The following is a 1,745-nucleotide window of genomic DNA, read 5'->3' as shown; positions in this document are numbered from 1 at the left end:
GCTCAAGCTATAGAGGAATATATCAAATACTATAACGAAGAAAGGATAAAGAGCAGATTAAAAGGCTTAACTCCGAAAGAATATCGGAATCAAGCCTCTATTAATCCTATGTTTTAAAATGTCTACTTTTTAGGTCCCACTTCAACTAGGTCAAATTTGACCTAGTTTTTTTATTGATCTGAAATGGAAGCTTGAAGACGATTTAAGAATAATTCGGCTACAGGAGACATGTTAGTTTCATGCTTCCAAATAACTGTAATTGATTCTTTCATGTCAGGTGTAATTGGCTTGAATACTAATCCAGATTGATCAGAAGTGTTAGCAATGTTATCCAGTGTGATCATCAATGCAGCATGGTTTTTAACAAGCAAAGTACCGTTAAAACTTAAGTTAACTGTACCAATAAAATTGATTTGATCTTTGTAATTGCCAAACCAATTGTCAAAGTAGTGCATTGTGTCAGCTTGTTGAGAATTGAGGACTGTTCGTCCTGCTAAATCTTTAGGAGTAATTACATCTTTTTTAGCTAGAGGATCATCCTTGGTCATCAATATACCCCAGGTGTCTTTTTCAGGCATCTGCAAAGAAGCATAGTTGGAAAGGTTAACATTACCAATGATGACCGCAAAATCGACTGTGCCGATGTTTAATTTCTTTTCTGCAAATTCATAGTCGCCACTGAGAATATGAATTTTAACAGTGGGGTAGTCCTGGATGATATCACTGACGATATTCATAATTCTTTGCATCCCGATACTTTCACCGGCTGCAATAGTTAAGTCTCCGCTGATTACTGCAGAAGATTGGAGATTGCTCTTAGTTTTGGCAGTTAAAGCCAGAATTTCTTTTGCTTGCTCTAATAAGTATTGTCCAGATGGTGTCAGTGTTAAGTGACGCGGTTGGCGATTGAATAATTTAACCCCCAGTTCGTCTTCTAAGTCTGCAATTTGACGTGATAATGCTGGCTGGGAAACCAATAATTTCTGTGCAGCCTTTGTCATATTTAATTCTTGTGCTGTAGCAACAAAATAATTTAAAACTCTTAATTCCATAGTTTTACCATAAAAAAATGTTATTACATGTAATACTTAATAAGTTTTTTACATTAATTAGCTTACCTTTTAAACTAAAAATGAGCAAGAAAAGGAGCAGCAAATTATGGAAACCAAGGATAAGAAACTTATTCAAGAAATCATTGCACAAAATCAAAGATTGTTGCAGAACTTGAATACTCAACGCCACTGTGAATGCGAAGTGCGTCAATTAGTTAGTGAAATTACAGGTCAAAAGATCTCACAGACTACAGAAATTAGACTACCATTTTATACGGATTATGGTCATAACATCAAATTGGGGAAACGTGTCTTTATCAATTCCAATGTGATGATGGTTGATTTGGGTGGAATTACGATTGAAGACGATGTTTTAATTGGACCAGGCGCATATCTTCTTTCTGTTAACCATAAACTGAATCCTAAGCAAAGAAGAGAGCTTGAATTAAAGCCAGTTGTAATTAAGAAAAATGCATGGATTGGTGCTAAGGCAACGATTTGTCCTGGAGTAGTTGTAGGTGAAAATGCTGTTGTAGCAGCCGGGGCAGTAGTAACTAAGGATGTGCCTAAGAATACTGTGGTTGCAGGGATGCCTGCAAAAGTTATTAAAAAAATTGATAAATAAAAAGCCGCGACAATGTAGTGACCCAAGAAAATTGGACACTTTATTGATATTAAGCTATTAAGGATTGA

General features: G+C 35.7%; 3 protein-coding genes. 2 read left to right on the top strand and 1 reads right to left on the bottom strand.

Annotated features, from left to right (window positions below; genetic code table 11):
• Positions 1-117: IS3 family transposase (locus tag RDN22_RS11330; protein WP_308554877.1), on the top strand; the 117-nt coding region annotated here is incomplete at its 5' end.
• A gap of 53 nt (positions 118-170) precedes the next feature.
• On the opposite strand, the gene RDN22_RS11325 is transcribed toward RDN22_RS11330, so the two are convergent.
• Entirely contained in the window at positions 171-1,052 is an 882-nt protein-coding gene (locus tag RDN22_RS11325) for a LysR family transcriptional regulator (RefSeq protein ID WP_308558159.1), read from the bottom strand.
• Between the two features lie 106 nt (positions 1,053-1,158).
• On the opposite strand from RDN22_RS11325, the gene RDN22_RS11320 reads away from it, so the two are divergent.
• Positions 1,159-1,677, top strand: a complete 519-nt coding sequence (locus tag RDN22_RS11320) for a DapH/DapD/GlmU-related protein (protein WP_308558158.1) — start codon at positions 1,159-1,161, stop codon at positions 1,675-1,677.
• The last annotated feature ends 68 nt before the right edge of the window (positions 1,678-1,745 follow it).

The sequence above is a fragment of the uncultured Lactobacillus sp. genome (assembly GCF_902491705.1).
In the GTDB taxonomy this organism is placed as follows: domain Bacteria; phylum Bacillota; class Bacilli; order Lactobacillales; family Lactobacillaceae; genus Lactobacillus.
The sequence above is the reverse complement of the archived record's forward strand: the minus strand, read 5'-3'. Positions and strand labels throughout refer to the sequence as shown.